The organism is Paenibacillus sp. V4I9 (assembly GCF_030817295.1).
Lineage (GTDB): Bacteria > Bacillota > Bacilli > Paenibacillales > NBRC-103111 > Paenibacillus_E.
This window is the reverse complement of record NZ_JAUSZE010000001.1, coordinates 6,302,715-6,325,802: the sequence shown is the minus strand read 5'-3', so window position 1 is coordinate 6,325,802 and position 23,088 is coordinate 6,302,715. Positions and strand designations below refer to the sequence as shown.

Sequence of the window (23,088 nt, the reverse complement as noted above, 5' to 3'; positions counted from 1 at the left end):
GATGAAATGAAGCTTGTACTGCTCTCGGGTGGCTCTGGCAAACGCTTGTGGCCGTTATCCAATGATTCTCGATCGAAACAGTTTCTGAAAGTGCTGGATAATCCAAATGGTGATTTGGAATCCATGGTGCAGCGAGTATGGCGTCAGCTTCAGGGGCTGAAGTTAAGCGATTCAGCTTTTGTAGCCACAGGGAGATCGCAAGTGGACATTCTTCAGAACCAGCTGGGTTCCGAAGTGCGTATGGTCGTGGAGCCCGAACGTCGAGATACCTTTCCGGCAATCGCATTGGCGGCTACATACTTGTACTCAATCGAAGGGGTTAGTCTGAATGAGGTTATTACGATCGTCCCTGTTGATCCGTTTGTGGAAGCTTCCTTCTTTGAAGAAGTGACAAAGTTGGAACAAACCCTGCATGAATCCGGTGCAGATATTGCCCTTATGGGTGTTAAGCCGGCGCTTGCATCTGAGAAATATGGTTATATCGTACCGGATCAAAGTGAAGAGACGGCGTCCGAACAGACGTTTCGGAGGGTTAGCCACTTTAGGGAGAAGCCAGCACAATCGGATGCGGTAGCCTTAATCCAGCAGGGCGCACTTTGGAACTGCGGCGTGTTTGCTTTTAAGCTCGATTATCTTATTAATTTACTCTTGGAAAAGGGGCTGCCTATTCACTACGAGGAGACGCTGAAGCAGTATAGCAAACTGCCGAAAATCAGCTTTGACTACGAGGTGATCGAAAAGGCTGAACATGTTATCGTTTCCCGATATAACGGTGATTGGAAGGATTTGGGCACCTGGAATACATTAACTGAGGAGCTGACAAAGCCAGTCATGGGCAAAGGAATCATGACAGATGATTCGGTCAATACACACATTGTCAATGAACTGGATATGCCGGTGACGGTACTAGGTTTATCGAATGTCGTTGTAGCCGTAAGTCCAGATGGTATCTTAGTCACTGACAAAGCCGCCAGCCCGAGAATAAAAGAGGTTATGAAATCAGTAGATTATAGGACCATGTACGAGGAAAGACGCTGGGGTCGCTATCAAGTTGTTGACTACAGCAAGTATGGGGAAGGTAATGAAGTTTTAACGAAACGGATTTGCGTGAAAGCCGGCAAAAATTTAAGCTACCATCTGCACGAAAAGCGAAGTGAGGTTTGGACTGTTATCGCGGGTCAAGGACAACTCATTTTAAACGAAAAATCCTTTGTTCTAGGGGCCGGAGACGTGCTGAAAATACCTGAGGGGATGAGACATGGGCTGCGGGCTGTAACGGATTTGGAGTTGATCGAGGTGCAGATTGGCTCAGATTTATTTGAAGAAGATATCATTCGTCTGAGTGCAGATTGGAATGAAATTGAGAAACTAGAAATTCAAAGTATGTGAGGGATGTAATCATGCGGCTGAGCCAGGTGCATACAACGATTCGCAATAAGATAAACAAAATCCGCACACTGCTTTGGTATCGATTCATGTTTAAGAAGTTCGGGGAAAACAGCTGCGTTTCTGCACCATTTTTCCCGTACAATACGGAATTCGTTGAGTTAGGTGAACAGGTTTTTATAGCGCCTAATGTGAGGATGGAAGTGCATTACCGTATTCCGGAGGGACCCATTGGATCGCTGCGAATTGGGAATCGTGTTGTTATAGGCCAAAGGGTAAACATTTCATGCTGTGAATCATTAACGATCGGTGATGATGTTACGATTGCCGCGGGATGTTACATCTCAGACAACAATCATGGCATTAATCCGAGCGGGCCTAACTATATGGCACAGCCGTTATCCAGTGCAAGAACAGAAATAGGCTCTGGGGTATGGCTGGGTCAAAATGTTGCGATACTTGCGGGTTCAAAGATCGGCGAAAGATCCATCATTGGGGCTGGAAGCATCGTTACTGGGGAAATCCCGCCTTACAGCATCGCCGTGGGTTCACCGGCAAGGGTCATCAAGCAATACTGCTTCGTAACAAAAGTTTGGAAAAAAGTGGTACGGACTGAAGCAACATTAAAAATGACCATATAACAGGAGGAGTAAAAAATGGAGCAAAAAAGTAGAATTGGTGTTATAGGAACAGGTTTTATTTCCAAAGGATTGGTGATCGAAATTGAGAAAGCCTATGGTTTAAAGGTATCTCGCGTGCTAACTCGCCGAAATATTGACCATTGTGGAGAATATCCGCTGAATGACCGATTGACTAATTCCGTGGACGAGCTGATTGAACATTCCGATGTGATTGTTGAATGCTGCGGAGATACGATTTATGGCACGGAGACGATCCTCCGCATTATGGAAGCATCCATCCCTGTCATCACGATCAATGCCGACTTGCAGGTGACAACGGGCTCCTATTTGGCGAGTAAAGGGTTTATTACCGAGGCCGAAGGTGATCAACCGGGATGTCTGGCTGCTCTACGCGAGAATGTGTTATCGATGGGCTTTAAACCGCTTGTTTACGGAAATATCAAAGGCTTTCTTAATCTGAACCCAAGCAAAGAGGATATGCTTTACTGGGCCAAGAAACAAGGGCTCAATCTTGGTCTGCAGGTATCTTTCACCGATGGAACAAAAGTGCAGATTGAGCAAGCACTTGTTGCCAATGGCCTAGGTGCGCGAGCTGCAGTACCAGGACTTTTGGGAACGGCATGTGAGGATGTAAGAATTGGCGCTAATATTCAGGCGGAATATGCCAAAGGCTTAGGTTATCCGATCAGCGATTATATCTTGTCTCCGAAATCACCGGCTGGCGTATACATTGCTGCAGAGCATGATGACCGCCATAAGGATTATCTGAGATACTTAAAGCTGGGTGACGGTCCATTCTACACGCTGTACACAACATTCCATCTGTGCCATTTGGAAGTGGTTAAAACCATTCGCCGCGTGTTGGGTGGAGGAGGCGTTCTTCTGAATAACAGCACCAATCCGGCTGTTAGCATTGCATCGATCGCGAAGCGCCGCTTAGTACCGGGTGAAGTGATTGAACGCGGTGTAGGCAGCTTTGAAGTTAGGGGTATCGCGGTGAACATGGAAGATCATTTAAATCATGTGCCTATTGGCTTGCTAACGAATGCTGTTGTCCGCCAAACGGTCGAGGAAGGACAAATGCTTACCTTCCGTGATGTGGATATCCCAGACAGTATCGCCTTGAGTAGTTGGAAGGAAATGGAACAAAATAGACGTAAAGAAGCGTTCGATTTATCTGCTTCCTAATCTCGTATTTAACATGCATGCAGCAAGGCCTGACTTGGGTTTTCCAGGCAGGCCTTGTACACTTTATTGCCTTGGTGTAAGGGAGGAAATGATGAAAGTGCGAAGTTGGTGGAGTTCCAAGTTTAAGTACAGAATCATCGTCTTGGTTTGTATAGGCGGTTTACTCATCCATTTTCCAGCAAAGGCGATGGAAAACTACCTCTTTACAGCTTTTGAACCGGTGAATGCCAATGCTACTCCCGAGGCTAAGGAATTACTGACGTATTTGTACAGTTTGAAGGGGAAAAGCATGTTAACAGGACAGCATGACTTTCTAGAGGACCCAGATGTATTTGTTACTAAAATAAAGGCTGCAACCGGCAAAGATCCTATCGTTCATGGCTATGAGATGGGTGGGATTCTTGGACAAAATGAGACAACGTTAGAGGATCAAAGGCAAAAGGTCGTAAACAGCGCTATTGAGTGGCATAAGTCAGGCGGTATTGTCACGATGATGTACCACGCCAGCTATCCCGGAATGCAGCAGTATTGGAATAACGTACAACGGGCGACTAAGCAAGAGGAATTCGATCAAATTGTCACGGATGGCACATCCTTGAACAAGCAGTTGATCTCAGATATCGATAAAGTCGCTGTTTATTTAAAGCAACTGAAGGATGCAGGTGTTCCCGTACTATGGCGGCCTTACCACGAAATGAACGGCAATTGGTTCTGGTGGGGGAAGAAAAGCAATTATGTGCGTTTATGGAACATCATGTTTGACCGCTATGTCAATGTACATGGTTTGAACAATTTATTGTGGGTGTGGAATCCGAATGCCCCGAGCTCAGGTGTTGATCCCTATGCGAACACATATCCAGGCAGTTCAAAGGTAGATGCACTTGCCGTCGATATTTACAATAATGATTACAAGCAAAGTTACCATGATGAGTTATGGGAGCTTGGTGGAGGGAAGCCGATTGGTATTGGTGAAAATGGTGAAATGCCGAATGAGTCTATACTTTCCTCGAAGGAAAATAAATATGTCTGGTTCATGACATGGGGAGAAATGCTGGAGACCAAGAACAGTGCTTCAACTGTTCAAAGCTTGTACGGGCATCATAGCGTTATCACGAGGCATGAACATCTCATGAGGCCATCGATGATTCAACTCTTTTCCTTTTATGGCTATAAAATTATGTTCTATAAACCATCGTAAGGATTCTTATTTGGAGGGGAAATTTATGCGCATCGGAATCTTTAGCCATACGAACGTTTTTGAAGATTTTTTTGTAAAAGGCTTAGGTTTAAGTGAGGAAGATTACATTCGGTCCTATCATAACGATTTTTCTTTTGAGTATGCGAGGCTTTTGGAAAAGGACGGAATTGAAACTATTATCTATCTCTTTACGATGAGAGGTAATCAGGTACGCGAATATAAACACCAAATTGTGAACTGCAGGGTTAAATTTATTCCTGTGGGAATGCTGTACAAATGGTATGCGTCTATCCCTTTTTCGGGGCGAACACCTATGGGGAAATACGTATCCCAATTGATGGCGACGACCAACCCAATGATCAAAGATATTGTTAAGCAGGATCAGATCGACATCATATATTGCCAAGAGTATAATACGGGTCGTTTTGAACCTTTATCGAAGATCGCCAAATCTTTAAACATTCCGATTATCGGCGCCTATCATGGCGGAAGTATTCCGAAAATATTGCTCCCTATTAAGAAGCGTACTTTGCACAATGCAGCCTTTCTAACCACGCTTAATATGGATGAGACCAACAATATGCTTAAACATTTTCCTGCCTTGAAAGAGAAAATAAAACTCATCCCGAACTTTGTAAATACGAGCATGTACAAGCAATTAGATAAACATGAGGCTATGAAGTCGCTTGGGCTTGATCCTGCTCAAAGATATTTGATTTCAGTAGGCCGACTATTTGACCACCAGAAGAAACACAGCTTACTTATTCAAGCAGCGGCTCAGTTAAAAGACGTGGAAGATCTCCACATTTTCATTGCCGGAAGCGGTCCGGATGAAGCCATGCTGCGTGATTTGATTAGGCAGCATGGAGTGGAGAACAAAGTGACTCTATTAGGGAATATTCGTGACAAGAACAAATTAGTGAAATATTACAATGCCTCGGAATTTTTCGTGCTTCCATCCGCTTATGAAGGATTACCCTTAGTGATGCTGGAAGCGGGGGCGTGTGGATTACCGACAGTTGCTTATAATGTAACGGGTGTAAGAGGCTTACTCGAGGATAATAGGAATGGCATTATAGTCTATGAAAATAATCCCTATCAATTATCGCTAGCGATACGAAGGCTGCTGGATAATCCCAAACTGTGTGAAGCCTATGGGAAAGCGTCTTACGATACGGTTCAGATTGGATATACGGAGGATATTATAAAAAAGAAGCTCATTGGTATGTTTGAGGATAGCAGATCTAGACAGCAAGGCTACGCTTGAAGAAATTATCGCTTGTAATGTTACGAATTGTATCGTATAATAAAACCAATACATAATGTAACATCGTATAGCATCTTGCGACATTATAACTCTTAATGAGTATGCTTACGAAGCTAGTTTTTTATGAAAACTCTAAGGAGTGTAATTATGATCAAAACAGAAATGGTATATTGTGTTGAATGTGAATCTATAATGTCCAAAAGTAATGCCGATAAGGTATTCAAAACGGGATATTATAAGACGATTATTCCACTGTGTCATTGTAAAGATTGTGCCAACACAGAAATGAATAAAATAATTGTAGACATGTCCGCTGATTCTCAACAGTGTTATTCGGGGTATGAGGTGTCCATGTTTTTATTTGCTTCACCGTAGGCAAAAGAATGAGTGTAATGGACCGTCCTACCAACATATAAAGCCATTCCTACTTTCAGTGTAGGATTGGCTTTTTTCATTTATTGGAGTAAATGCTTATGCGCACTATAGTCAATCTGCTGCTTCTCGAGGAAGCTAGTCAAGCTCTTATAGTCGCGCCGCGGTGTTGCAAGAATGTAACCTTGAATACAGTGGTCACGCGTTACTTCACTTGCATGCGCCTCCAGGGCAACCTGTCCAATGCGAGCTGCGATGGAATGCTTGGCAATATCTCTAAAGGCTGTCGGTACAGGTGATACCAGTTGATCGAGAAATGTTTTAGAGTCCTCTGTCCATAAGTGCCGCGAACTATCCACGTAGTGATTTTGCCAATCCAGCTTCGACTTGCCATCTTCTTTGGGCAGCACCTTTAGGAACTTCCGAAACATGAAATATCCGCCAATGGACATGAACAAAAGCAGGACACATACCCAGAAAATGATGAACCACATGAAAAAATCATTTGCCATTTATTTGTCACCTCACTAGCTTGCATCAATATCTCGTAAGAATTATACCTTATTTCTAGATTTCTTGCGACAATCCTAGTAAAATAGGAAGGTAGTAAACGTAACTACTTTGGTCTTCCATACCTAAGTAGTTGCGTAGTAGACACACAAAAAGGAGTTATCCATTATGCCTAAAATTGGCTCACACGTTTCGTTCTCTGATAAAGGCTTGTTAAATGCAGCTGAAGAGGCAGTCACATACGGTTCTTCCACATTTATGATATACACAGGTGCCCCGCAAAATACGCGCCGTAAACCGATTGAGGATCAATTTGTCGAAGAAGGTAAAGCTGTGATGGAGAAGCATGCGATGAACGAAATCGTCGTACACGCTCCCTACATTATTAATCTAGGTTCTTATAAAGAAGATACCTTTGAGTTAGCCGTACGTTTCCTTCAGGAAGAAATTCGTCGGACAGACTATATTGGCGTTCGCAATATCGTTCTTCATCCCGGGGCTTACACGGACAAGGATGCGGAGTATGGCATTGCCAGAATTGCGGAAGGTCTGAACGAAGTACTTGCAGGGGTTAAAGATACGAATGTGAACATCGCACTGGAAACAATGGCTGGCAAAGGGACGGAGATTGGCCGCAGCTTTGAGGAATTAGCTGAAATTATGGAACAAGTAGAGTTTAACAACAAATTATCCGTTTGTCTGGACACTTGCCATATTCATGACGCCGGGTATGATATTGTGAACGACCTCGATGGCGTTCTGCATCATTTTGACAAAGTAATCGGTCTAGAAAAGCTTGGTGTTATTCACTTGAATGATAGTAAAAATCCTCGCGGAGCCAGCAAGGACCGTCACGCGCCGCTTGGTTCTGGTTGGATTGGCTTTGAGGCTATGAATAATATTGCCAACCATGAGAAGCTGCAGCATTTGCCTATGATTCTTGAGACTCCTTGGATTGGTAAAGAAGATAAAACGCAGCGTCCGATGTACGAAGCAGAAATTGCTCTGCTCTCTGGTAACCTCAGTGGGCGTTTTGGCAGCGAGTTCTTGGATCATGTAGAGCGAATTGACTTTTTGTTAGGCAAAAAAGAGATTCATTTCCGTGATTTCGTTCTGAATACTTGGGAATTATTGAAAAATGATGCCAAGGCAAAGAAAGCGGACGGACGTGAGCCGCTGGAGCGATTGTATGATATTCTACACGAAGAAAATCTCTTTTCTGACCTTAGCGAGGAGCAGATTAATCAACGATTGATCGTTTGGCTCGCAGGTAAAGAGATACTCAAGAAAGCTTAATATAGATTACAGCAAACTAAAAAGAAAGCTTTCATACAGAAAGTTAAAGCTATTAGGGGGATTAATATGGAACAGGGAAGTACGAATAACTCATTGCGCAGGGAGAGCGTAATGGTGAATAGGGCGAGAATGTTGATCTCTTGTCCGGATCAGCCGGGAATCGTTGCGGCAGTCTCGCAATTTTTGTTTGAATATGGTGCGAATATCGTGCAATCCGATCAATACACAATGGATCCTGAAGGCGGCATGTTTTTCATCCGGATCGAGTTCGATTTAACGGAACTTGGGAGCCGGGTTGACCAGTTGAGAAAGGATTTCTCTGTCGTTGCGGACAAGTTCTCCATGGATTGGAGCCTTTCTCTTGCCAGTCAGAAGAAGCGCATCGCTATCTTCGTATCGAAGGAAGATCATGCCTTGCTTGAGCTGCTTTGGCACTGGCGCGCGGGTGATCTTAACGCAGATATCGCGATGGTCATTAGTAACCATCCGGACATGCAGTCGCTCGTCGAGCCTTTTGGGATCCCATATCACCATATCCCGGTTACCGCGGATACGAAGGCTGAAGCCGAGCGTCGTCAGCTTGAAGTCGTTGGAGACAATATTGATGCGATCGTATTGGCTCGCTATATGCAGATCGTTTCGCCTTCTTTTATTAAACACTACGCAAACCGTATGATTAATATCCATCACTCCTTCTTGCCTGCCTTTGTCGGCGGGAAGCCTTATGCGCAAGCCCATAATCGTGGGGTAAAAATCATTGGCGCTACTGCACATTATGTGACGGATGAATTGGATGGCGGCCCGATTATTGAACAGGACGTTCAAAGGGTTAGCCACCGTGATAACGTCGAAGATTTGAAAAGAATCGGTCGGCATATTGAACGGATCGTCCTTGCTAGAGCGGTAGCATGGCATGTAGAAGATCGAATTATTGTGCATAATAACAAGACAGTTGTATTTAATTAGGCTAGATTAGGCTGTGTCCATTACTGGATGCAGCCTATTTGCTAGTAACTGCTTAGGCTGATGATGTTTTAGCGGGTTATTGTGGCAAAGCCTTAAAGCAAATGGTACAATAATGCAAGCGAGAAAAGTCACTTGTATGTACAAGTCATTGATTGACGAAAATACAGAAATATAGGAGGGAATTTTCGAATGACAGTAACAAACAAAACAATTGAACAATTAGCGGTCGACACGATCCGTACTTTGGGTATCGACGCCGTTGAGAAAGCCAAATCAGGTCACCCAGGTATGGTTATGGGGGCTGCGCCAATGGCTTACGTGCTGTGGAAGCAGCATATGAAGCATAATCCATCTAATCCTAAATGGGTCAATCGTGACCGTTTCGTGCTTTCAGCCGGCCACGGATCCATGCTGCTATACAGCCTTCTTCACCTTTGCGGATATGATCTGCCAATGGAAGAAATCAAAAACTTCCGCCAATGGGGAAGCAAAACACCAGGACATCCGGAATACGGTCATACAGCAGGTGTTGACGCGACTACGGGTCCACTTGGACAAGGTATTGGTATGGCAGTTGGTATGGCCATGGCGGAAGCTCATCTGAGAGAGACTTACAATAAAGAGAATTTCCCTGTAATCGACCACTATACATACGCAATCTGTGGTGATGGCGATATGATGGAAGGCGTTTCATCTGAAGCGGTTTCCTTGGCAGCTCACCTTAAATTGGGCAAACTAATCATGTTGTACGATTCCAATGATATCTCGCTGGATGGCGAGCTTAACATGGCATTTTCCGAGAACGTTGAGAAGCGTTTTGAAGCTTATGGCTGGCAAGTGCTGCGCGTAGAAGAGCAAAATGATCTTGCTGCAATTTCCAAAGCAATTGCTGAAGCGAAAGCTGATACAACACGCCCAACACTGATTGAAGTGAAAACGACCATCGGTTTCGGCAGCCCGAACAAAGGCGGCAAAGGCGGACACGTTGGACCTCACGGATCTCCACTTGGCGGCGAAGAAGTGAAGCTGACGAAGCAAGCTTATGGTTGGCCTGAAGAGCCGGACTTCTTAGTTCCGGACGAAGTTAGAGCGCACTATGCAGAAATTCAAAAAGAAGGCGCTGCAGCTGAACAAGCTTGGAGCAGCCTGTTGAATGACTACATTAAGGCATATCCAGAACTCGGCAACCAGTTCAGCGCGGCAGTGAGCAATGAATTGCCAGCAGGCTGGGACGCAGATCTTCCGGTTTACAGCACTTCAGACAAGCCTATGGCTACTCGTGTTGCATCCGGTAATGCGATTAATGCGATTGCACCTAAATTGCCGCAATTGATCGGCGGTTCCGCGGATCTGGCAAGCTCGAACAACACCATGATCAAAGGCGAATCCAATTACAGTGCCAGCAACTATGCAGGCCGCAATTTATGGTTTGGTGTTCGTGAGTTCGGTATGGGTACAGCGATGAACGGTATGGCTCTACATGGTGGAGTTAAAATATACGGGGCTACATTCTTCGTATTCTCTGATTACCTACGCGCATCGATTCGTCTTGCTGCTCTTATGCAGCTTCCGGTTATCTACGTTCTAACACATGACAGTATCGCTGTTGGTGAAGATGGACCGACGCATGAGCCGGTAGAGCAATTGCCTGCGCTTCGTGTCATTCCGGGTATCACTGTTATTCGCCCTGCAGACGGAAATGAAACATCAGAAGCCTGGCGTTACGCGATTTCTGAGGCTAAAGGGCCAGTTGCTCTCGTATTGACTCGCCAAAACCTGCCGATTCTCGAAGGAACTGTCCAAGGTGCGAAAGAAAACCTAAGCAAAGGCGGCTATGTTGTATCCGATGCTACAAATGGCAAGCCAGTTGCACAGATTCTGGCAACAGGCTCCGAAGTACAATTGGCTGTCGCGGCGCAAAAGCTTCTTGAAGCCGAAGGCATTAACGTTCGTGTCGTAAGCTTGCCAAGCTTGGAGCTGTTCGAGAAACAGTCCAAAGAATATAAAGACTCCGTCATTCTGCCGGAAGTGAAGAAGCGTCTAGCTGTTGAGATGGCTTACCCGCTTGGTTGGGAACGTTATGTTGGCGACCAAGGATCCATCCTTGGTATCTCTACATTTGGAGCATCCGCACCAGGGGATTTGGTTCTCAAAGAGTACGGCTTCTACCCAGAGAACGTAGCAGCTAGAGTGAAAGCTCTATTGTCTTAATTAATTGAAAGCAGCCACTGCCCACCCCCGCGTGGGCTTGGCCTTATTCTTAGTTATTTTTGAGGGGGAACTATTCATCATGTCCAGCTTTGAAAATGTAACTGTATTAACGAAAGCCAACGTTTATTTCGATGGTAAAGTGACTAGCCGCACAGTTCAATTCGCCGATGGCACCAAAAAAACACTCGGCATTTTGCTACCGGGTGAGTACGAATTCGGAACAGATGTTAAAGAAATCATGGAAATCCAAGCTGGTGAGCTGAACGTATTGCTTCCAGGCAGCAGCGAATGGATTACCATCAGTGGCCAAGGTGAATTCACTGTTCCCGCTAATACAAAATTCAAGCTCGAAGTGAAAACAGTTAGCGATTATATTTGCTCTTATATTCATGAGTAATTAAATAGGGAAGAGATATCCCTTCAGATCCCATACATCTATCGGACAAAGTGCCCGATGATGTATGGGATTTTTGCGTCTGGATTTATTTGGATGACCAGGGGTAGAGGGAGCGGATATTCATATGCAGCACTTCCTCAATATCGCTCATGCGTATCCATAGCTGTTGGATGCTTTGTAGAATATCAGTTGGAAGCGCCAAATGTCGCTGTTGAATTCTGGAGATGCTGATACCGATGCATTGGGGGTGTCCTAGATTGACGACAAGGTCATCCAGCAAAACAGTGATTCCAGCCTCTAAGTCGGGGATTTCTTCCATCTTTAGCTTCTGAAACGGAGCGTCTAATGGCACGTACATCGAAGTTTTGTTCCAATCTAGCTCGTGAGGTCGAAAATGCAGCGACATGAGAAAGGGCTGGATGCGCTCTTCATGGAAGTCATAAAAAACAGTAAGCTTAGCCATCAGAGGGCGCCCCTTTTTGCTTCAGATGCTCCAGCTTGTCCATGATAAGGCGAGTTGCATCGGACCAATTGGCTGGATTGTATTTGCTAGCTTGACTTTGTGTAAATAGCTGATATTCATGATCCATAATGCCTTGCAGGACACGTCGCTGAATTTGCTCTATGCGAGCTGCTGCAAGCCGATGGGTTACTTGAAACTCTTCGGATAGAAGGGCAATCATTTCGTTCTTTTGCTCGGGCAGCGGCAGTTTCTTAAGCATAGAAATGGGTATTGCCGCGTAGAGCTGGAAGGCCGATGCATCCTGCTCCTGCCAATCGACATAGCGATCTGGCATAATCATTTGGTTGCCGGAATGGCGAAGCACATGACATAGCTCGTGAAGGAAGTCTTCCCACTGCTCTTTGGCAGATAATCGACGGTCTACGTTGATGCTGAATTGTCCGTTATTTTCAACAGCCATGCTGCTCATATCCATCGCATAAACCCAAATATGCAGTTTAGCAGCCAAATTGGTCATGCTAAGCTGAGATGGCTCTTTGATATCATGTTGGAGATATAAAGCTTCGACCCATTGTTCCAGAGGGGTGGTTTGGTAGTGAGTGAACAGGACAAACACCTCGTTATAGGAATATATGTTCGTTTATTTAAGGTAAAGAAAAGCCCATTAGGGCTTGGCTTTATTGTAAAAGGATAAGTTCATCAAGATGGCGCTTAAGCCACTGTTACTGCTGACTATCTGGTTTGCGGGTCATCTGCTGCTCTTTGATGAAGTTCCAGAAGCGGAGCATTTCGTCCCGGCGCTCTTTGGGCGCATTTTTGAAATCTTTGAAAAATAAGCTGACTTCAGGATCATCGACTTCCACGGAACTGCTCGGTCCAAATGGTCCTTCTAGCGCCTCCTCTTCCGTTGGAGCAAATCCGGCGAGCAGTAGAAGCTCGTCCTTATCAGCACTTCTAAGCGCATCGGCTAAGGCGATAACCGTTTCCCTGGATGGATTGAAGCGGTTATTTTCTATGGAGTTAATAAACGAATAACTGACACCGGATCTTTCTCCGAGTTCTCTAAGGGAGAAATTGTTCTGCTGACGCAAATGCCGGATTCGAATGCCGAATTGCACCATATCTTTCATCGCTTCATCACCTGTTTCTATTGTAAAGGGTTGGTGGTACAAAAAACAAGAGGGTTCGGAAAGAAAGTTTTGATTTTCAAAACATTTTGTGTTGAATTTTAAAACAAGAAGACGTATGATTTGTTTAGAAATTCAAAACGACAAATTTTAGGAGATGGTCGGAGAATGGTGGAACGTATTTTACACATAGAGCAAGAACAAATTGATCGGCGGGCAACGCGCAAGCGGGTGGAAGATGTGCTCGAAACGGTTCGTATGTACCGGTTGATCGGGTATGTGCGGAAAGAGAGAGGAGCGATTACGGACTCGAATCAGGTGCTCAAGGTGAAGGAGCAGACAGCTGTGTACCAGGCAGACACGGAGGAACAACTGGGTGGTTTATGCGCTGAAGTAGAGCAAGCGTTGTTGCTGCTTGATGAACTTGAACAGGAAATGATCAGCAAACGTTATTTGCAAAGGGACAAGTTGTTCGATTTCTTGCTGTTCCATGAGCTCAATTTGAGCGAGCGTACGTATCGCCGGGTGAAGGCTAAGGCGATAGCTAAGCTGGCTTACATGCTGCGGCTAGAGGTAATACTTTCTTAATAAATAATGTTGATATGGGGCTTGGGGCTATGGGATGTAGGAAGCAAAGGTATATAAGAGTCATACAAACAGCTAAGGGATTGTGACCGTAAGTTGGCCGCTTGTTGGCAGTTCGTTAGATTGGGACCGTGGTAAGATCGTTGTGTAGAGTAGTAAGGGAGGTGATTATGCTGAACAGGGCGCATGGGATAATGTCCGGATCGAGCAGATCTAATAGGGCTGCTTACGGGACAATTGGAAGGAGTGAAACGAGTGTTAGTTAGGTCATTTAGGCAGCGACCGTTTTGAAAAAAAATGTTTTGAATTTCAAAACACTTAATACCAACACTCAACACTTTAAGACTTAGTGGTAAGCGAGAACGTTGGAGTGAAGTGCTTTAACGATGTTTTACATCGTTACGGTGGGCTCCAGCGGTGATATCGTCGCTGAGACGATATAAACCATGCTTACAAATGAGACAAAGAGGCGGAAACGACAGGATGAAGTGTTGTAACGATGTTATACACAAGAAGGAGGTGAGAGAAGCGAATGATTAACATGGCAAATCAACTAGCGTTATATCTTAAGTCCGAAGGTATGGGAGCACTCGGGAGAGACATGTTCGTGGATGGTGTTCCACATACCCCCGATGAGGCCATCTGGCTCAGTCACGTTGGTGGCAGCGCAGAGTTCAAGCTGGACGCGCCGAGTAGCTGGCGCAAGCTGAGTTTGAACGTGAGAAGCACAACGTCGGCGGGGGCGCAGGATCGCATCTGGAGCGCTATTAACAAGCTGCTCGATCCGGATGACGGTGTCATCGAAGTGGACGGGCAAATCTACACGGTGCAAATTACCGCGCTTCCTGCTGTGCAGGACAAGGATGGGGCAGGCAGGTGTCTCATGAAATCTGTCCTGATCCTTCGGCAAGTAAAGCCTGTTCTAGAAACTTGGCTGAAAGCTATATCCGTATTTACGGAAGCGGCTTTAGGCTCGCAGTGGCGTGTATACCGTGGATTCAACGGTACGTGTCGACCTAGTGTCTCATGGCAGTGTTTGAGCGTACAGAGTGCGTCGGCGTCAAGAGGTGCTTGCCAGCTTACGAAACAATTCGTTGGACAGATTGCTGCGAGGTCGGCAAATGAATATCAGTTGGCCGCTCAAATATTACTGCTGGGACTGGCTGAACAAGCTAAATTGCCAATGGGAGGCGCTGAAAGCAGGTGGTTAACGGTGATTAATTCCAGCGCAACGCTGCGCTCGGGGGATTTGTCCACGGGAATACTGACCGTTATCTTAATGGGAGCCGCTTCAGTTCCGCAAGGTACGTTATCTCTCATGGCTGGCGTACACACAGTATCACAAATTCATAATTGAGGTTTCTTAATCCCTACAGCCTCCCCAACCAATCTCAACAGAAAGGAGCAAAAACGAATGAACCAAATCGGTTTTAACCTGATTTCTGCCACGCTCGGAGGGTTCGCAACCTATGCCTTCGGCGAGTGGAACGAACTTCTTAGCCTATTTCTAATGGCGATACTCGTCGATTATGTAACGGGCATTGCCGCCTCGATGAGGGAGCAGCGTGGACTTAATAGCCAAGTTGGCTACTGGGGACTTGCCCGCAAAGGGCTGATGCTGCTCGTGATTATGCTGGCTCATCGCATGGATATTCTGATGGATACAGACCTGATGATGACGGGAGCGATTTATTTTTACTTGGCGAATGAGTTTATTTCCATTACAGAAAATTACGGACGATTAGGGCTGCCGCTGCCCAGCTTTTTGAAGCAGATGATTCAAGTGCTGCGAGGCAAGGAGGAAGGGTTATGAGCAAAGAAAGCTTTATTGATCAATTAGCTCCAGCCGCACAAGCGGATATGCGGGAGTTTGGTATTTTAGCTAGTGTCACGATCGCTCAGGCTATTCTGGAAAGTGGCTGGGGTCGATCTGCTCCCGGTAACAATTTGTTTGGGATCAAAGGAAGAGGTCAGCAGCAAGTTACGCAGGAATCCATAAAAGGCAAGTGGATACAAATTGTGGACGGCTTTCGAGTATACGACAACTGGCGCGATAGCGTTCGCGAACATTCGCTGCTGCTTGCTCACAATCCCAGATACGCAAATGTGCTACATGAAAGAGACTACAGGTGCGCTAGTCAAGAGCTGCAGTGCGCAGGTTATGCAACAGAACCGCAATACACGGACAAGCTGATTCGGATTATTGAAGGGAGCGAGCTAACTTGTTTTGATCAGATAGAGGAGAAAAGGGGGTATATGATGAGTTCTGATGATGCATATAAGATTATTAACTTCTTATCCGCTGCTTGGATGAGCACAGAGGATGTAGAAGCTAGAGTGGAGTTACACCATTTGGCTGACGAGCTTCGGAAAGCGTCTGGGCAGCAATAAGCAACAAAATTCTCAACAACGATGCGATAATCACCAGGCTGTCGGCGTAAGCTAGTAACCCTTCAGCTCGAACCAAAATAAGAGTCCCTGGGGACTCTTATTTTGGCACTTTCTCTTCACTTGAGGTAAATAGAAGCCTCCAAAGACTCTTATTTGCGTAGATATTCCAATCTGGTGCCGCTTTTTTAACAAATAGAAGTCTTTAAAAGCTTCTATTTTCACTTAAACTCTAGAATTAGCACAAATAGAAGTCCCAAAAGACTTCTATTCTGGGTTCCGTGGGAGCACCAACCAATTTTGGCCGTAACCCCCTCAATATTAGCCTAAACGAACAATTTCCGCCCTGCAGGGTCCAGAATGTAAGAGCGAATTCTCTGCTCTCCACTGGCCGGCTTTATTATCCCTTTCCTGTGCAGGCTATGAAGCCACTTTCTTGCGTGTTCAACTCGGATGCCCAGATGGTCAGCAACTACATGCGGTTTAAGCGGATCTATGGTACTTGCGGCCAGCCGAGCGATTTCTTTTTCTCGATGAGTGAGTGATATAAGTTGAGTTTGATCGCCATACCATCGCGCCATGATGTTGAGGACGACTTGTTGGCAGCGTCGCGGATGCTGGGTGATATCATCAAGTGAGAACCGAAAAACCTTCCATTCGTCCAAAACCAACTGATTCTGCCGCATCAGGTTATCCCCGAAACGAGAGCGGTCAACATCCCGAGCATGCGGACCGTAACCGTCGATCTCGAAACAAATCCGATGTGGCGGACGGAGATATACAAAGTCGACAAATCTGGTGTTGTCCTGAAAATCCCTAACTTCATATTCCGGATGAAGATGGAGAAAATGTCCAATGAGCGGCCACCAGATTTGCTGCATAAACTGTTTTTCAGCGTAGCCATATCCCTCTCTTAATCGGCGCAGACGCTCTCCTGTTCGTTTCTCCTCATGGAACCTAACGAAATTTTCATGTTCTCTAAGAAAATCCATTGCGCCAACCTCCCTGGAAATCAAAATACCGCCTCTCCCAAAAGGGAAAGACGGCATGTTCTTCACGCGTCATTTTATGTAAATTATTATCTCCTACAAAGCATACTCAATATGATCCTCAATATACTGCTCCAGCTTGATCCGCACATAAGGCGGCAAGGCGGAGAGCATGCAGCCATAACGGAAGTTACGGCCGTCAGGTTCAATGCGAATCACGCGAGCCGTGATTGGCGGAAGCTCCGCTTCCTGCGGGAAGTGGATGACGATGAACATATCCGGCGCAAGCGGGGCGGCAGAGGTGATCTGAAGTCCGCTCTCGGACAAGTCGAAGAGGGTGCCGTCGATGTTTTGGCCGGAGAAGGAACCTTCCTGCTCCCATTGGTAAATGGACAGCTTCAGGTTGATGTCCAGCTTCACGCGCGTGTTCCGGCGGCGTTCGCGGCCAGAAAGCGGCGATGCCGGCCTCTCTGCAGCAACGATAGGCTCGCTCGGTCTAATGACCTGCTGACCCATCCAGTCTTCATAACACTGAATGACGGAACTCAAGTCTTCCTCGCCTAGTCCTTTGCTTAGGCCAATCTGGAATAGGCTTGTAGCTGATTGAAGCATAGGCGTCGGCAGCTGGAACTTGCCCGTAATTTCCTGAGCAAGCTGCAGATCCTTCAGCATCAGCTTCAGGGAGAATTGATTGCTGAAATCGCGATCGATCATTTTATCGCCTTTTAGCTCAACTTGCTTGCTGTTCGCTCCGCCGAAGCGAACAATCTCTAAGAATTGAGCAGGGTTCACCCCTGCTTTAACCGCAATCGATAAGCCTTCGGCTAAGCCGGCTAAATTAATGCCCACCATCGTGTTGTGGGCAAGCTTGGCGTACGAGCCGGAACCGCTCGGCCCGAGGTAAAGTGCTTTGCTGCCAAGTGCGAGGAATACATCGTGATGCTCATCGAACACTTCTTGGCTGCCGCCGACCATGAAAGTTAGCGTGCCTGCTTCGGCAGCAGGTTTACTGCCAGTGACAGGCGCGTCGAGGAAGTCGACGAAATGTGCCGCGAGTTCCTCAGCCAGCTTTTGACTTGTTTGTGGGGCTACGGTACTGGAGTCTATAATCGTGAGTGCTGGATGAATGCCACTCAGAATGCCCTGCTCACTGTAGAACGTTTCTAATAGTGAAGCATCATTGCTAAGCATTGTAATCAGAACATCCGAGCTGCGAGCTACATCAGCAGGGGACAACCCCACTTCAGCACCAAGACGGGCCAGCTCGTCCGCTTTTTCAGCAGTCCGATTATATACAGTTACCATAAAACCTTTTTGAATAAGGTTAGCAGCCATGGGTTTGCCCATAGTGCCAAGTCCAATAAAGCCGATACGTTTCATGATCCTTCACCTCTAGATTCATTTTATCATGGTAAATATAACCTGTGAATTCTTTTATAGGGATCTTTGGTCGGAGACCAAAGTCTCTCCACTTACGCGATCGCTCATTGAATGTCATCCAATATATGATCGCTTACTTGCTTTTGGACAGGCAAATAAGTATGCTAGGAAAAGGAAAAAAATAGAGATGGAGGCGAACATAGTGAGTAAGAAACTACAATTTGATTACAGTAAAGCACTATCCTTTTTATCCCAGCATGAGGTTGATTATTTGGCGGCTCAAGTAGAGCTAGCGCATGAACAGCTGCATAACAAAACGGGTGCAGGTTCCGATTATTTAGGATGGGTTGATCTTCCTGAGAATTATAATCGTGAGGAATTTGCTCGTATTCAGGCTTCCGCTAAGCAAATTCAATCCGACTCCGAGGCGCTTGTTGTTATCGGTATCGGCGGTTCCTATTTGGGAGCACGCGCGGCGCTGGAGATGTTGTCTCATTCTTTTTATAACATTTTGCCAAAAGATAAACGTAAGACGCCTGAGATTTATTTCGTTGGAAATAACATCAGCTCTACATATGTTACGCATTTGCTTCAACTGCTTGAAGGCAAAGATTTCTCAGTAAATGTGATTTCGAAGTCCGGTACGACAACAGAGCCAGCGATTGCTTTCCGTATTTTCCGTGAATTGTTAGAGAAGAAATATGGTAAAGAAGCTGCGCGCAAACGTATCTATGCTACAACGGATCAAGAGAAGGGTGCTCTCAAAACACTCGCTACAGCAGAAGGTTACGAAACCTTTGTCATTCCAGATGATGTAGGCGGACGTTATTCGGTATTAACTGCTGTTGGTTTACTGCCAATCGCGACAGCTGGTATTGATGTGGAAGCGATTATGAAAGGCGCGGCGGATGCGCAGCATGAGTTCTCTAATCCGAAGTTGAGTGAGAATCAAGCCTATCAATACGCTGCTGTTCGAAATTCGCTCTACCGCAAAGGGAAAACGATCGAAATTCTCGTTAACTACGAGCCTTCCTTGCATTTCGTATCGGAATGGTGGAAGCAGCTGTTCGGTGAAAGCGAAGGAAAAGATTACAAAGGTATTTATCCAGCATCGGTGGACTTCTCGACGGATTTGCACTCCATGGGTCAGTTCGTTCAAGATGGCAACCGGATTCTGTTTGAAACGGTCATTCAAGTTGATCAAGTGGCTGATCATATTACAATTGGCACAGATCCTGATGATTTGGACGGACTCAACTTCCTGAGCGGGAAAACGATGGATTTCGTGAACAAGAAAGCTTTCCAAGGCACAATGCTTGCTCACACGGACGGTAACGTACCGAACCTGATCGTGACGCTGCCGGATATGACGCCATACTCCTTCGGATATATGGTGTATTTCTTCGAAAAAGCATGCGGTATCAGCGGTTACCTGATGGGTGTGAATCCATTTGACCAACCAGGCGTTGAAGCGTATAAAAAGAACATGTTTGCCCTCTTAGGCAAACCGGGTTATGAGAAGGAAAAAGCTGAGTTGGAAGCACGCTTGCAGAAGTAATTCATGAATGCCAAGCAGAGAAACGATCAATCCTATCGGATTGGTCGTTTTTTCCATTGAAAATTTCCATTATTTATGTGGTAAATTTTCTTTCTATATTGTCGAAGTCAAAGGATGTGTGTAGAATATAATGAAACAGATGTTTCCTTCTACCAAGAAAGGTCGGCTATGCTAGCACATTTCAAAACTATCCAATCGTACGGATCGTCGGAAATCATCATCAAGAAGTCGCGTTTCATCGGTCATGCCAAACCGGTAGAGTCAGAAGAAGAAGCTACCCTATTTATTGAAGCTATCAAGAAGGAACACAGGTCGGCCACACATAACTGCAGCGCTTATGTCATCGGAGAAAAGGATCAGATTCAGAAGCAATCTGATGATGGGGAACCGAGTGGTACAGCAGGAAAGCCGATTCTGGAAGTGATTAAGCATCAAGGACTTAAGAATATCGTTATCGTCGTTACCCGTTATTTCGGCGGCATTATGCTTGGCGCGGGCGGACTCATTCGGGCTTATACGGATGGAGCCGTGGTAGGCATTGAAGCAGGACTTCCAATTTATAAAGTCAATCATCAGCAAGTGTTGATTGAGGTGGATTATACGTGGTATGGCAAACTCGAGAACGAACTGAGAAGTCAGGGGATGCTCCTAGGGGACATTCAGTTTACGGATAAAGTGACTGTAGCATGTTATCCTTTGGCAGCGGCAGCGGAAGCATTTATCAACTGGGCAACAGATTTTACACAAGGTCAAGGCATTGTTATCGCAGGAGAGAACGAATACATGGTTCATAAGAGCTTGCCGGAATAGGCAGGCTTGGGGTACAAGGCACAACTAATTTCATAGAAGCTAAGGATGCGGAGGGATAGGAATGGCTAGGAAAGCAGTCGCGCAAGAGCTTAGCAGAGAACGAATACTTGCGGAAGCGCGGGAATTATTCGCAACTTTCGGCTATCGTGCTTTAACGATGCGCAGCATCGCAAAAGCAATGGGGTACAGCCATGGTGCGTTATATTACCATTTTAACGAGAAAGCTGAACTGTTTTATGCGTTAATTAAGGAAGATTTCTCCGAATTAGTACAGCGTCAGCGGGAAATGATCGTTCGTGAGCAAGGATATAGCGTGAATCTGCTTCAAAAGCTAATGATGGAGTTCGTCTGGTTTGGTTTAAACAATCCGCATCACTACGAAATGATGTTCATGATTAACGAGCCAGAGCTGCAGCAATATTCGCGTACCGAGCAAGCACAATCCATGGAAATGTTTGCTATTGTCATCCGCCAAGTGATGGCCGGGCAACCCGGATCCGAGAGCAGGAAGTTTACGCTTCCGTGGAATTTGTTTATGTCCTTACATGGCCTAATTTCGTATTGCATTCAGTTTAAACAATCCTTCGAGGAAGCGCGGAAACTGGCTGAAGAGCATATCCGTCTCATCTGTGTCAGCTTAGATTTAGATTCCTATGAACAACAGCGTCCGCTTGTGACACTTGTCAATACAGAATCTGCATAAATTCACCTAGATATACGCACGAAAAAAGCCCCTGTTTAGTTGCTTCATAGCAACCAAAACAGGGACTTTTTCATTCATTTTGGAACTATACTCAATCCGTCGTAAATGGATTTCATTTTACAACATCCAATAAGTGCTTTAGAATAACAGAAGGGGAGCTTGCTCCTTAATGTGGCACACGCGCTTAGAGGAAGGAAGAATATAAAGCTATGGATTTGAACAATTGGTCGGAAGAAAACGTGGAATATATGTTTGAAGAAATTAAGAGAAAGCTGCGAATGGCTACCGGTGGGTCGATTAAAGCCTCGAACATCAAGCAGGAAGTATATGAGGACTTGAAGGACTTGTACGACTTGGTCGTCAGCAAAAATAATTTCAGCATTAGCGAAATCGATGCGATTACCACAGAGCTTGGTAAGATTCGTAAAGCTTAAGCACTTTTATCCATAAAATTGTCGTTTTCTTGGCCTTAGGGCTGGAGATACGGCAATTTTTTTGCGTTGAACGGAGAGAGGGCAACTGCGTATTTTTACCGGAGAAGGGACAGCTATCCAAGCGATGTTACCTACACAGTCGTACACTGTAGAGCAATGTATCTCTGTTGGCTGAAGGAGGTGGACGTTCGTGGCATCCAAAATTCGTAAAGACGACGTTCGGAAATTGGTCGGGAAAAATATCGTGGCTCTTAAGAAAGACGGAACTCAAGTAACTGGTAAATTGGTGCGGATCAGCGGTAACACGTTGATTGTTGCTCCACAAAAAGGCAAAAAAGTTCAAGTCAAAGCCATTATTCCATTGGTTTTGTTTGATCTGTTAGCGATTGGTACATCACCTTTTGCTTTTGGTGGATTTGGTGGAGGATTTGGCTATGGTGGCGGCTTTGGTTATGGCGGTGGCTTTGGTGGTTATCCGTATGGTGGTGGCTTCGGTGGTCCAGGATTCTGGTAAAGGAGGACTCTTTCCCAATTAGGGAAAGGGTCTTTTTTTTATGGAACTTGAAGTTTAGGCACCATTTTGGCTCTGGATGAATAGGCTAACATACAAGTCTCCGGCCAAAGTCCCTCAAGCTGGGCAGAAGAAGCTGGAAGTTAGCCAAGTATAGGGAGTGAGCAGTGTGCCGAGTTCCATCGTTTTTAACATGATTAATATTAATAATCAGAATACGAATGCAACCATCGGGATCGGTGAGAATGCGCAATCCAGCTGGGATTCACACAGCAAAAACAATTACGGAACCGGTCAATGGATCGGTAATTCCGTCTCCGCCAATATTGTTAATTTCATCTATGACAACGACTTTATTGATTCACCAATTAATGATCAGGATTTTAAACCAGCTGTCACTAACCAAGTATAGTTGAATGGTGGGTGAAACCATGTTGAAATTACCGTGCCCACTAGATCCGCCGCTCATTGAATTCGATTCTATCCATGTTAATTCCATATCCGAGGCATCCGGTATTTTTATTGGCACCAATACACAAGTGAATTGGTCTACAAGTGGGAAAGGGAACCTCGGCCTTGGAGAAATAAACGGTGATTATAATTACGTACTTTATAATATCAACACGGTTTACGATAATGACATCATCGATGCACCTTATACCAAAGGGGACTTGATCATTGGCCGTGTATAAAAAAGAATACTCCGCA

At 45.4% G+C, this 23,088-nt stretch carries 26 protein-coding genes; 20 read left to right on the top strand and 6 right to left on the bottom strand.

From position 1 onward, the window contains the following. The first annotated feature begins 6 nt into the window (after window positions 1-6). The 5 genes from QFZ81_RS29180 to QFZ81_RS29160 all read left to right on the top strand — a co-directional run bounded on the left by QFZ81_RS29180 (window position 7) and on the right by QFZ81_RS29160 (window position 5,680). Window positions 7-1,389 carry a sugar phosphate nucleotidyltransferase gene (locus tag QFZ81_RS29180; RefSeq protein ID WP_307605601.1) on the top strand — a complete coding sequence of 461 codons (1,383 nt, stop codon included), beginning with the start codon at window positions 7-9 and terminating at the stop codon, window positions 1,387-1,389. Between the two features lie 11 nt (window positions 1,390-1,400). Further along, window positions 1,401-2,027 carry an acyltransferase gene (locus tag QFZ81_RS29175; protein ID WP_307605600.1) on the top strand — a complete coding sequence of 209 codons (627 nt, stop codon included), beginning with the start codon at window positions 1,401-1,403 and terminating at the stop codon, window positions 2,025-2,027. Window positions 2,028-2,042: 15 nt separating this feature from the next. Next, window positions 2,043-3,215 carry an NAD(P)-dependent oxidoreductase gene (locus QFZ81_RS29170; RefSeq protein ID WP_307605599.1) on the top strand — a complete coding sequence of 391 codons (1,173 nt, stop codon included), beginning with the start codon at window positions 2,043-2,045 and terminating at the stop codon, window positions 3,213-3,215. Window positions 3,216-3,312: 97 nt separating this feature from the next. Continuing rightward, window positions 3,313-4,413 carry a glycosyl hydrolase gene (locus QFZ81_RS29165; RefSeq protein ID WP_307605598.1) on the top strand — a complete coding sequence of 367 codons (1,101 nt, stop codon included), beginning with the start codon at window positions 3,313-3,315 and terminating at the stop codon, window positions 4,411-4,413. A gap of 25 nt (window positions 4,414-4,438) precedes the next feature. Then, the gene (locus QFZ81_RS29160; protein ID WP_307438904.1) at window positions 4,439-5,680 is read left to right on the top strand and encodes a glycosyltransferase family 4 protein; all 1,242 of its coding nucleotides are present in this window, start codon (window positions 4,439-4,441) and stop codon (window positions 5,678-5,680) included. A gap of 455 nt (window positions 5,681-6,135) precedes the next feature. Here QFZ81_RS29160 and QFZ81_RS29155 read toward each other — a convergent pair whose 3' ends face one another. Continuing rightward, the gene (locus QFZ81_RS29155) at window positions 6,136-6,564 is read right to left on the bottom strand and encodes a DUF2621 domain-containing protein (RefSeq protein WP_057305039.1); all 429 of its coding nucleotides are present in this window, start codon (window positions 6,562-6,564) and stop codon (window positions 6,136-6,138) included. Window positions 6,565-6,730: 166 nt separating this feature from the next. Here QFZ81_RS29155 and QFZ81_RS29150 point away from each other — a divergent pair, with 166 nt between their 5' ends. The 4 genes from QFZ81_RS29150 to ppnP all read left to right on the top strand — a co-directional run bounded on the left by QFZ81_RS29150 (window position 6,731) and on the right by ppnP (window position 11,432). Continuing rightward, entirely contained in the window at window positions 6,731-7,858 is a 1,128-nt protein-coding gene (locus tag QFZ81_RS29150) for a deoxyribonuclease IV (protein WP_307605597.1), read from the top strand. Between the two features lie 66 nt (window positions 7,859-7,924). After that, the gene (gene purU, locus QFZ81_RS29145; RefSeq protein WP_307438908.1) at window positions 7,925-8,824 is read left to right on the top strand and encodes a formyltetrahydrofolate deformylase; all 900 of its coding nucleotides are present in this window, start codon (window positions 7,925-7,927) and stop codon (window positions 8,822-8,824) included. A 189-nt stretch (window positions 8,825-9,013) separates the two neighbouring features. Then, window positions 9,014-11,035 carry a transketolase gene (gene tkt, locus QFZ81_RS29140; RefSeq protein ID WP_307438910.1) on the top strand — a complete coding sequence of 674 codons (2,022 nt, stop codon included), beginning with the start codon at window positions 9,014-9,016 and terminating at the stop codon, window positions 11,033-11,035. 79 nt (window positions 11,036-11,114) lie between these two features. Continuing rightward, window positions 11,115-11,432 (top strand): pyrimidine/purine nucleoside phosphorylase, encoded by a 318-nt coding sequence (gene ppnP, locus QFZ81_RS29135; protein ID WP_307605596.1) that lies wholly within the window; start codon window positions 11,115-11,117, stop codon window positions 11,430-11,432. Between the two features lie 85 nt (window positions 11,433-11,517). On the opposite strand, the gene QFZ81_RS29130 is transcribed toward ppnP, so the two are convergent. The 3 genes from QFZ81_RS29130 to QFZ81_RS29120 all read right to left on the bottom strand — a co-directional run bounded on the left by QFZ81_RS29130 (window position 11,518) and on the right by QFZ81_RS29120 (window position 13,025). Continuing rightward, window positions 11,518-11,895, bottom strand: coding sequence for a hypothetical protein (locus tag QFZ81_RS29130; RefSeq protein WP_307605595.1), 378 nt, complete (start codon window positions 11,893-11,895; stop codon window positions 11,518-11,520). Continuing rightward, complete coding sequence (locus QFZ81_RS29125) at window positions 11,888-12,412, bottom strand: ImmA/IrrE family metallo-endopeptidase (protein ID WP_307438915.1); 525 nt, start codon at window positions 12,410-12,412, stop codon at window positions 11,888-11,890. The genes QFZ81_RS29130 and QFZ81_RS29125 overlap by 8 nt, the downstream gene beginning before the upstream one ends. Before the next feature lie 205 nt (window positions 12,413-12,617). Then, entirely contained in the window at window positions 12,618-13,025 is a 408-nt protein-coding gene (locus QFZ81_RS29120) for a helix-turn-helix domain-containing protein (protein WP_307438917.1), read from the bottom strand. Window positions 13,026-13,190: 165 nt separating this feature from the next. On the opposite strand from QFZ81_RS29120, the gene QFZ81_RS29115 reads away from it, so the two are divergent. The 4 genes from QFZ81_RS29115 (at window position 13,191) to QFZ81_RS29100 (ending at window position 15,998) form a co-directional block, all read left to right on the top strand. After that, window positions 13,191-13,610 (top strand): ArpU family phage packaging/lysis transcriptional regulator, encoded by a 420-nt coding sequence (locus tag QFZ81_RS29115; RefSeq protein ID WP_307605594.1) that lies wholly within the window; start codon window positions 13,191-13,193, stop codon window positions 13,608-13,610. A gap of 529 nt (window positions 13,611-14,139) precedes the next feature. After that, entirely contained in the window at window positions 14,140-14,964 is an 825-nt protein-coding gene (locus tag QFZ81_RS29110) for a minor capsid protein (protein WP_307605593.1), read from the top strand. 57 nt (window positions 14,965-15,021) lie between these two features. Continuing rightward, complete coding sequence (locus QFZ81_RS29105; RefSeq protein WP_307438921.1) at window positions 15,022-15,420, top strand: phage holin family protein; 399 nt, start codon at window positions 15,022-15,024, stop codon at window positions 15,418-15,420. Next, a complete protein-coding gene (locus QFZ81_RS29100) occupies window positions 15,417-15,998 on the top strand; it encodes a glycoside hydrolase family 73 protein (protein ID WP_307605592.1) in 582 nt (193 codons plus the stop codon). The genes QFZ81_RS29105 and QFZ81_RS29100 overlap by 4 nt, the downstream gene beginning before the upstream one ends. 323 nt (window positions 15,999-16,321) lie before the next feature. Here QFZ81_RS29100 and QFZ81_RS29095 read toward each other — a convergent pair whose 3' ends face one another. After that, a complete protein-coding gene (locus tag QFZ81_RS29095; RefSeq protein ID WP_307605591.1) occupies window positions 16,322-16,987 on the bottom strand; it encodes a DNA-binding response regulator in 666 nt (221 codons plus the stop codon). Window positions 16,988-17,080: 93 nt separating this feature from the next. After that, window positions 17,081-18,364, bottom strand: coding sequence for an NAD(P)-binding domain-containing protein (locus QFZ81_RS29090; RefSeq protein ID WP_307605590.1), 1,284 nt, complete (start codon window positions 18,362-18,364; stop codon window positions 17,081-17,083). A 202-nt stretch (window positions 18,365-18,566) separates the two neighbouring features. Between QFZ81_RS29090 and QFZ81_RS29085 the strand changes: the two genes are divergently transcribed. The 7 genes from QFZ81_RS29085 (at window position 18,567) to QFZ81_RS29055 (ending at window position 23,072) form a co-directional block, all read left to right on the top strand. Further along, on the top strand, window positions 18,567-19,922 hold the full coding sequence (locus QFZ81_RS29085) for a glucose-6-phosphate isomerase (protein WP_307438931.1): 1,356 nt from the start codon (window positions 18,567-18,569) through the stop codon (window positions 19,920-19,922). Between the two features lie 168 nt (window positions 19,923-20,090). Beyond that, a complete protein-coding gene (locus tag QFZ81_RS29080; protein ID WP_307438934.1) occupies window positions 20,091-20,732 on the top strand; it encodes a YigZ family protein in 642 nt (213 codons plus the stop codon). 61 nt (window positions 20,733-20,793) lie between these two features. After that, on the top strand, window positions 20,794-21,435 hold the full coding sequence (locus QFZ81_RS29075) for a TetR/AcrR family transcriptional regulator (protein ID WP_307438936.1): 642 nt from the start codon (window positions 20,794-20,796) through the stop codon (window positions 21,433-21,435). A gap of 209 nt (window positions 21,436-21,644) precedes the next feature. Continuing rightward, window positions 21,645-21,869 (top strand): DUF1128 domain-containing protein, encoded by a 225-nt coding sequence (locus QFZ81_RS29070; protein WP_307605589.1) that lies wholly within the window; start codon window positions 21,645-21,647, stop codon window positions 21,867-21,869. 190 nt (window positions 21,870-22,059) lie between these two features. After that, window positions 22,060-22,383, top strand: a complete 324-nt coding sequence (locus QFZ81_RS29065) for a hypothetical protein (protein ID WP_307605588.1) — start codon at window positions 22,060-22,062, stop codon at window positions 22,381-22,383. A gap of 166 nt (window positions 22,384-22,549) precedes the next feature. Beyond that, window positions 22,550-22,792 (top strand): spore germination protein, encoded by a 243-nt coding sequence (locus tag QFZ81_RS29060; RefSeq protein WP_063860172.1) that lies wholly within the window; start codon window positions 22,550-22,552, stop codon window positions 22,790-22,792. 19 nt (window positions 22,793-22,811) lie between these two features. Beyond that, entirely contained in the window at window positions 22,812-23,072 is a 261-nt protein-coding gene (locus tag QFZ81_RS29055) for a hypothetical protein (RefSeq protein WP_307438943.1), read from the top strand. Window positions 23,073-23,088: the final 16 nt, after the last annotated feature.